The sequence below is a fragment of the Nocardioides sp. genome, from assembly GCF_024509035.1.
Lineage (GTDB): Bacteria > Actinomycetota > Actinomycetes > Propionibacteriales > Nocardioidaceae > Nocardioides.
The window spans coordinates 1-6,597 of sequence record NZ_JANINT010000125.1 but is presented as its reverse complement, the minus strand read 5'-3'; the positions used below and the strand labels follow the sequence as shown (position 1 = coordinate 6,597).

General features: G+C 74.4%; 6 protein-coding genes. 4 read left to right on the top strand and 2 right to left on the bottom strand.

Annotated features, from left to right (window positions below; translation table 11 throughout):
* The 3 genes from Q0L15_RS10460 to Q0L15_RS10450 form a co-directional block, all read left to right on the top strand.
* Nucleotides 1-735, top strand: a 735-nt coding sequence (locus tag Q0L15_RS10460) for an ABC transporter permease (protein ID WP_296604177.1), incomplete at its 5' end; no start/stop codon positions are given.
* A complete protein-coding gene (locus tag Q0L15_RS10455) occupies nt 732-1,574 on the top strand; it encodes an ATP-binding cassette domain-containing protein (RefSeq protein WP_296604175.1) in 843 nt (280 codons plus the stop codon). The genes Q0L15_RS10460 and Q0L15_RS10455, both read left to right, overlap by 4 nt.
* Nucleotides 1,567-2,253: an ATP-binding cassette domain-containing protein gene (locus Q0L15_RS10450; RefSeq protein WP_296604174.1), complete on the top strand. Its 687-nt coding sequence runs from the start codon at nt 1,567-1,569 to the stop codon at nt 2,251-2,253. Before Q0L15_RS10455 ends, Q0L15_RS10450 begins: the two co-directional genes overlap by 8 nt.
* Here Q0L15_RS10450 and Q0L15_RS10445 read toward each other — a convergent pair.
* Together Q0L15_RS10445 and Q0L15_RS10440 are read right to left on the bottom strand one after the other, a co-directional pair.
* Nucleotides 2,221-2,826, bottom strand: a complete 606-nt coding sequence (locus Q0L15_RS10445; protein ID WP_296604172.1) for a hypothetical protein — start codon at nt 2,824-2,826, stop codon at nt 2,221-2,223. The two genes, Q0L15_RS10450 and Q0L15_RS10445, sit on opposite strands and share 33 nt — an antisense overlap.
* Nucleotides 2,823-4,175 carry an MFS transporter gene (locus tag Q0L15_RS10440; RefSeq protein ID WP_296604171.1) on the bottom strand — a complete coding sequence of 451 codons (1,353 nt, stop codon included), beginning with the start codon at nt 4,173-4,175 and terminating at the stop codon, nt 2,823-2,825. Before Q0L15_RS10440 ends, Q0L15_RS10445 begins: the two co-directional genes overlap by 4 nt.
* 112 nt (nt 4,176-4,287) lie before the next feature.
* Here Q0L15_RS10440 and Q0L15_RS10435 point away from each other — a divergent pair, with 112 nt between their 5' ends.
* Nucleotides 4,288-6,453 (top strand): MMPL family transporter, encoded by a 2,166-nt coding sequence (locus tag Q0L15_RS10435; RefSeq protein ID WP_296604169.1) that lies wholly within the window; start codon nt 4,288-4,290, stop codon nt 6,451-6,453.
* Nucleotides 6,454-6,597: the final 144 nt, after the last annotated feature.

Genomic DNA, 6,597 nt, shown 5'->3' with positions numbered 1-6,597 from the left:
GGCCTCCCGCCGGGCGCCGCGGAGAGCCTCTTCGACCTCAGTGGCCTCGACGGGATCGTCCAGCACGCCGACGAGGTCCGGGCCCTCGACCGCGTGCCCGGGGCCGGGCAGCACGCGGCCCTGGTGAACCTCGACCTGGTCGAGCGCGGCGTCGCCCTCGCAACCAGCGCGCACATCCAGGTGTGGTTCGCCGAGGACGATCCCGAGCTGCTCAACGAAGTGTCCGCCGCCCTGGAGGAGCGCGGCACCCGTGTCACCACCACCTCCACACTGACCGGGATCCGGGACTCGTTCGACGACTCGGCCGCCGCGTGGAGCATCCAGCTCGCCGGACTCGTCGGCGCGGCCGCCGTGCTCCTCGCGCTGCTGGTGCTGCTGGTCGGGGCTGCCAGCAGCTGGCGGGCTCGCACCCGCGACCTGGCGGCGCTGCGGATGAGCGGCGTCCCGCGCCGAGACATCGGCTCGATGGCCGTCGCCGCGCAGCTGCCTGCCGTCCTGGTGGGAGTCGTCGCGGGGACCGTGACCGGGGTGTACGGCGCTCACCTCGCGCTGCCGACCGTCCCGCTGTTCGCCGGTCAGCCGGCGGTCTCCACGCTCGACCTCAGCACCGCCTGGTGGTCGGTCGCGCTGGCCGTCGTGGCGTCGACCGCGGTGCTCGGCGGCGGCAGTGCCCTCATCGGGCGCCTGCTGGCCAGGCGGGCCGCCGTACGCCGGCTGCGGGAGGGGGACCTGTGAGCGGGCTGCGGGTCAGCACCCAGCGACTGGTGCACATCTATCGCTCCGAGGGCCACGAGGTGGCCGCCCTCTCCGGGGTCGACCTCGACGTGGCGCCGGGCGAGCTGGTGGGTCTGCTCGGCCCGTCGGGGGCCGGCAAGTCCACCCTGCTGAGCCTGCTGGCGGGCGTGTTCCGCCCCAGTGCCGGGAAGATGCACGTCGGCGACCTCGAGCTCTCGACGGCCACCACCCGCGAGCTCGACCAGATGCGTGCCCGTGACGTCGCACTGATGCTGCAGGGAGCCGGGCGCAACCTCCTGCCCTACCTCACGCCGCACGGCAACGTCCGCTTCGCCCAGCGGGCAGCCCGTCAGGCCGGCAAGGACCTGCCCGACCCAGACGCCGTGCTCGACGAGCTCGGACTCGGCGCCGACGCGCACCGTCCGCTCGTCGAGCTGACCCCCGGCCACCTGCAGCTCGCGGCGCTCGCGGTCGCGATGGCGTCCCGGCCGGGCCTGCTGCTTGCCGACGAGCCCACCAGCCAGCTCGACCACGCGGCCCGTGACCAGGTGCTCGCGGCGATCGCGGCGACCAGCCGCGAGCTCGGCACCACCGTCGTGATCGTCACCCACGACCCCGACGTGGCGGCGTTCCTGCCGCGCACGATCACCATCCGCGACGGACGCGTCGGGGGCGAGGGCCGTCGCGGCGAGGAGTACGCCGTGGTCACCCCCGACGGGTTCCTGCCGCTGCCCGGGCACGTGCGCGACGACCTCGCTCCCGGCACGTTGGTCCGCTTCCACCCCAGCGACGACGGCACCGGCTACCTGCTCGTGCCCGAGGAGGAGCCCGATGAGTGAGCTGCGGGCCAGGGGCCTCTCGGTGTCGTACGGCGACCTGCTCGCCCTGCACCCGCTCGACCTCGCCCTGGCGCCCGGCCGAATGGTCTCGGTCACCGGCCCGTCGGGTGCGGGCAAGTCGTCACTGCTGTGGGCGCTGGCCGGTGCGCTGGAGCCGACGGCCGGGGAGGTGCGACTGGGGGAGACCCGGCTCACCGACCGCCAGCAGTGCGCCGCTCTCGGCGTGGTGCTGATGCCGCAGGGCAACGGACTCGCGTCGTCGCTGACCGCGGCCGAGAACGTCGTGGTCCCCTTGCTGGCGCTGGGTGTCGAGGCGGCAGAGGCCCACCGGCGTACGGCCGCGGCGCTCGCGCAGGTGGGGCTCGAGGAGTCCGGCAACCACCTGATCGAGGAGCTTTCCGGCGGGCAACAGCAGCGCATCGCCCTGGCCCGAGCGCTCGCCGCGCACGCCGACGTGCTGCTCGCCGACGAGCCGACCAGCGACCTCGACGCGGCCAACCGGGAGCGCGCGATGGCCGCGCTGCGCGCCGAGGCCGACCGCGGAGCGGTCGTCGTGGTCGCCACCCACGACGCCGAGGCCGCCGCCCAGACCGACGCCGAGCTGCACCTCGACGAGGGCGTCGCCTCCTGGCGGCGCGCGCTGGACCTAGACCAGGCCTTGGACCCGGGCGACCAGTGAGTCCTTGACGGCCTCGCCGACCGCGACCTCCACGCGTGCCTCGAGGTCGGCCTGGGCGTCGAGGTCGCCGAGCAACGCCCGCAGGTCGAGGTCGTCGATGGCCCGGTCGAGGACGTCGTCGGTCTCGAGCGCGGCGTCGATGGCCGAGTCCGGCAGCGCCCGGATCACCGCCTCGAGGAAGCCGTTGAGATCCGCGGAGTCGAGCGCCTCGTCGACCAGGTCCGACGCCGGCGGCAACGAGCCGTCGGTCTTCATCTGGCGTACGGCGTCGTGCAGCCCCTCGCGCAGTGCGTCGATCTCGGCGTCGGTGCGGGTGCCGCCGTCGGCCACGTCGAGCAGGAACGCCTCGCGCGTGACGTCGAGCCGGCACGCGGCCCGGTCGACCGCGATGAGGACGAGCCGCTCGGTCAGCGCCTCGATGCCCTCGGAGTGCGAGACGACCGTGCGTGCCGCGCAGGGATCGGCCGGCCGCAGTGGCTCGAACGAGCCGCCGCCGTACGCCACCTGGACGGCGAGCACCCCGCCGACCAGCGCGGTGGCGACGGCGGGGAGCCCCAGGACGCGGACGTTCACGCGGCCCTCCGCACCCGCGGGGCGGCGAGCCCGGCCAGCGAGCTGACGAGCGCCAGGAGAGCGAGCGCGCCGCCGAGCAGGAAGGAGTCGCGGAACGCGCGGGTCGCCGCGCGCTCGAGTTGGGAGTCGAGGTCGCGCTCCAGCGCGTCGGCAGCCGGTCGTGAGGACGGCGCGAGGTCGGCGGCCGCGAACGCGCGGTGCAGGTCGGGCACCTGGCCGCGCTGGTCGGTCAGCTCGTCGCCGAGGGCCCGCGCGAGCGTCACCTTGTCCTGCGCCGGGAGCGGCGCGTCGAGGACGAGCGAGGTGATGGCCTCCTGGGCGGGCACCTGGGCGTCCTGGAGGTCGGCGGTGAACACCGGCGTCAGGATCGCCAGCCCCACCATCACGCCCACGTGGCGCGCGCCGATCGTCCAGCCGGCGTGCTCGACGCGGGGGAGGCGGAGGTGCATCGCCCGGGCCGTCAGGCGGTCGACGGTGAGCCCGAGACCCAGCCCCACCAGTGCCTGCGGGGCGATGGTCCAGGCCAGGTGCGCCGAGGGCGGGATCGCCAGGCCGACGAGCCCGCCGGCGACCAGGAAGCACCCGACCGCCGTCTCGACCCCCTCGCTGGGACGCAGCAGCCGCGCGAGCGGGCCTGCGGCGAGGGCGGCGAGCGGCACCACCGAGACCGTGATGGCCGCGGTCGCCGCCGAGCGGCCCCACCCGTCGACGAGCAGCAGGACCAGCAGGAACAGCGCGGCCGTCAGGGCGGCCGAGAGCAGCGCGAGCGTGAGGTTGGGGAGCAGGGCCGGGCGGTGCCGGTCGGTCGGGGCCGGCGCCATCCGGACCGCGAGGGCCGCCGGCACAGCGAGCACCGCGATCGGGACCTGCACGACGAAGATCGCTTGCCACGAGATCGCCTCGGTCAGCAGGCCACCGACCACGGGACCGGTGGCGGTGCCCACCACACCCGCGGTCACCCAGGCGGCGACGCCGCGGCGCTCGCCGTACTCGGCGACGAGGAGCTCGAGGCAGCCCAGGAGCGCGAGCGCGCCGCCCAGGGCCTGCACGCACCGGGCGAGGATCAGCACCTCGATCGACGGCGCCACCGCACACCATGCGGACGCGCCGGCGAACACCGCGATGCCGAGGGCGCTGAGGATCCGCGGCTGCGTCCGCGTGAAGGCCCAGGCGGTCGGCACGGCGACCAGGCCGAGCACCAGGTTGAACGAGATCAGCACCCACGCGACCTGGCTCACCGTGGTGTCCAGGTGCAGCAGGATGTCGGGCAGCGCGAGCGTCACCACCGCCGAGTCGGCGAGCACGAGGGCCACCGTCACGGCGAGGAGGGGAGCCACGGCACGACGCACCGCTCCATCCTGAGGGACGACCTCAAGTCGGCTCCCAGTCGGCCTCAAGTAGCGGGCCCCAGAGTGCTCTCACCGACACCTCTCGACCGACGTTTCCGACAGGGAGCACCCCGTGAACCGCATCCTCCACCGCCTCGGCCACGGCGCCGCGGCCCGCCCGTGGCGCACCATCGCCGTCTGGGTCGCCGTCGTCGTCGCGGCCTTCGGGCTCGCCGGTGCCTTCGGCGGCACCACCCACGACGACTACGACATCCCCGACGCTCGGGCCCAGGTGGGCATCGAGCAGCTGCGCGCCCACGTGCCCGACGGCGGCGGTTCGACCGCCCAGGTCGTGGTCCACGACCCGTCCGGCGCCACCCTCGACGCCGCGGACCTCCGCGGTCTCCTCGAGCGCCTGCACGGCATCGACCACGCGAGCTACGTCACTGAGCCTCGGATCTCCGAGGACGGCGACACCGCCCTGGTGACCGTCTCGTACGACGTGCCGATGACCGACCCCGACCTCGTGGGCAAGAACGGCTACGACCCGCTGGTCGACGCGATCCAGCCGCTGCGCGACGCCGGCCTGCAGGCCGAGCTCGGTGGCGAGCTGCCGGGCGGTACCGAGTCGCAGATGTCCGGCACCGGCGAGCTGGCCGGCGTGATCGCCGCGCTCGTGCTGCTGGTCGTCGCGTTCGGCTCGGTGGTCGCCGCGGGCCTGCCGCTGGCGATCGCGTTGATGGGCCTGGCCGTCGGGTCGGCGGGCATCACGCTGCTCGCAGCGACGATGGACGTCAGCACCGCCGCGCCGACCGTGGCGACGATGGTGGGCCTCGGCGTGGGCATCGACTACGCCCTGCTCCTGGTCACCCGGCACGTGGAGTTCCTCGGCCAGGGCCTCGACAAGCGCGAGGCCGCCGGCCGCGCGATGGCGACCGCCGGTCGCTCGGTCGTGTTCGCCTCCGCCACGGTGCTGATCTCGCTGCTCGGCCTCCGCCTGGGCGGACTGCCCGTCTACGCGACGTTCGGCTACGCCACCGCGATCGCCGTCGTCGCCGTGCTGGCCGCCGCGATCACGCTGGTGCCCGCCCTGTGCGGGCTGGCCGGCCACCGGCTCCTCCCGCGGCGTACCCGCACGGGCCGCACCCGGGCCGCCCGGACCCCGCTCACGGCACGCTGGGCCGCCCGTGTCGCCCGCCGCCCCGTGGCCGCGGCGCTCGCCGCCCTGACGTTCCTGCTCCTGCTCGCCGCGCCCACCCTGGGCATGCGCACCTGGCCCCAGGACGGCAGCAGCAACAGCACCGAGACCTCGGTGCGCCGGGCCTACGACCTCATCGACGCCGAGTACGGCGCCGGCGCCAACGGTCCGTTCACGATCGTCGTCGACACCACCCGCGCCGACGCCTCCGCCGTGGCCCACCAGCTGGCCGGCCACGAGGGCATCGCCGAGGTCGGCACGCCGGTGACGACCCCCGACGGCGCGATCAGCGTGTTCGACGTCGACCCCACCACGGGCCCCGCCGACGAGCGCACCTCCGAGCTCGTCGACCAGCTCCGCGCCGACCTCCCGGACGGCGTCGAGGTCACCGGCACCACCCCGCTGTTCGCCGACATCTCCGGCATGCTCTCGGGCCGGCTGTGGCTGGTCGTCGGGTTCGTCGTCGCCGTCTCCGTGCTGCTGCTGGCGATGATGTTCCGCTCGCTCGTCGTGCCGGTGAAGGCCGCCGCGATGAACCTGCTCTCGATCGGAGCGTCGTACGGCGTCCTCACGGCGGTGTTCCAGTGGGGCTGGGGCGGCAGCGTGCTCGGCATCGACCACGCCGTCGCCGTCTCGAGCTGGATCCCGATCCTCAACTTCGCGATCCTCTTCGGGCTCTCGATGGACTACGAGGTCTTCCTGCTCTCGCGGATCCGCGAGGACTGGCTGCGCACGGGCGACGCCCGCGGCAGCGTGGAGCGCGGGCTGGCCTCGACCGGTCGGGTGATCTCGTCCGCCGCGGCGATCATGGTGGTCGTGTTCCTCGGGTTCTCGACCGAGGCCGACACCGTCGTCAAGCAGCTCGGGTTCGGCATGGCGGTCGCGATCGTGCTCGACGCCACCATCGTCCGGATGGTGCTGGTCCCCGCCACGATGACCCTGCTGGGTCGGTGGAACTGGTGGCTGCCCGCGTGGCTCGACCGCCTGCTCCCGACGATCGAGGCCGAGCGGCACGAGACCGACCTGCCCGCCGATGGCTCGGACGGCGACATCTGGGACGACTTCGACACCACGGGGCGGCACACGCCCGCCGGCGTGTGAGCTCGCTGCACGAGCTGAGGGAGAACGACATGACCACCGACGCGCGCGCCTCCTGGCCCCGGCAGCTGCGGCTGCCGGGCCAGGCGGCGGCCCCCGAGGGCCCGATCGACATGAAGATGATGTTCCTGATCCACCACGCCTTCC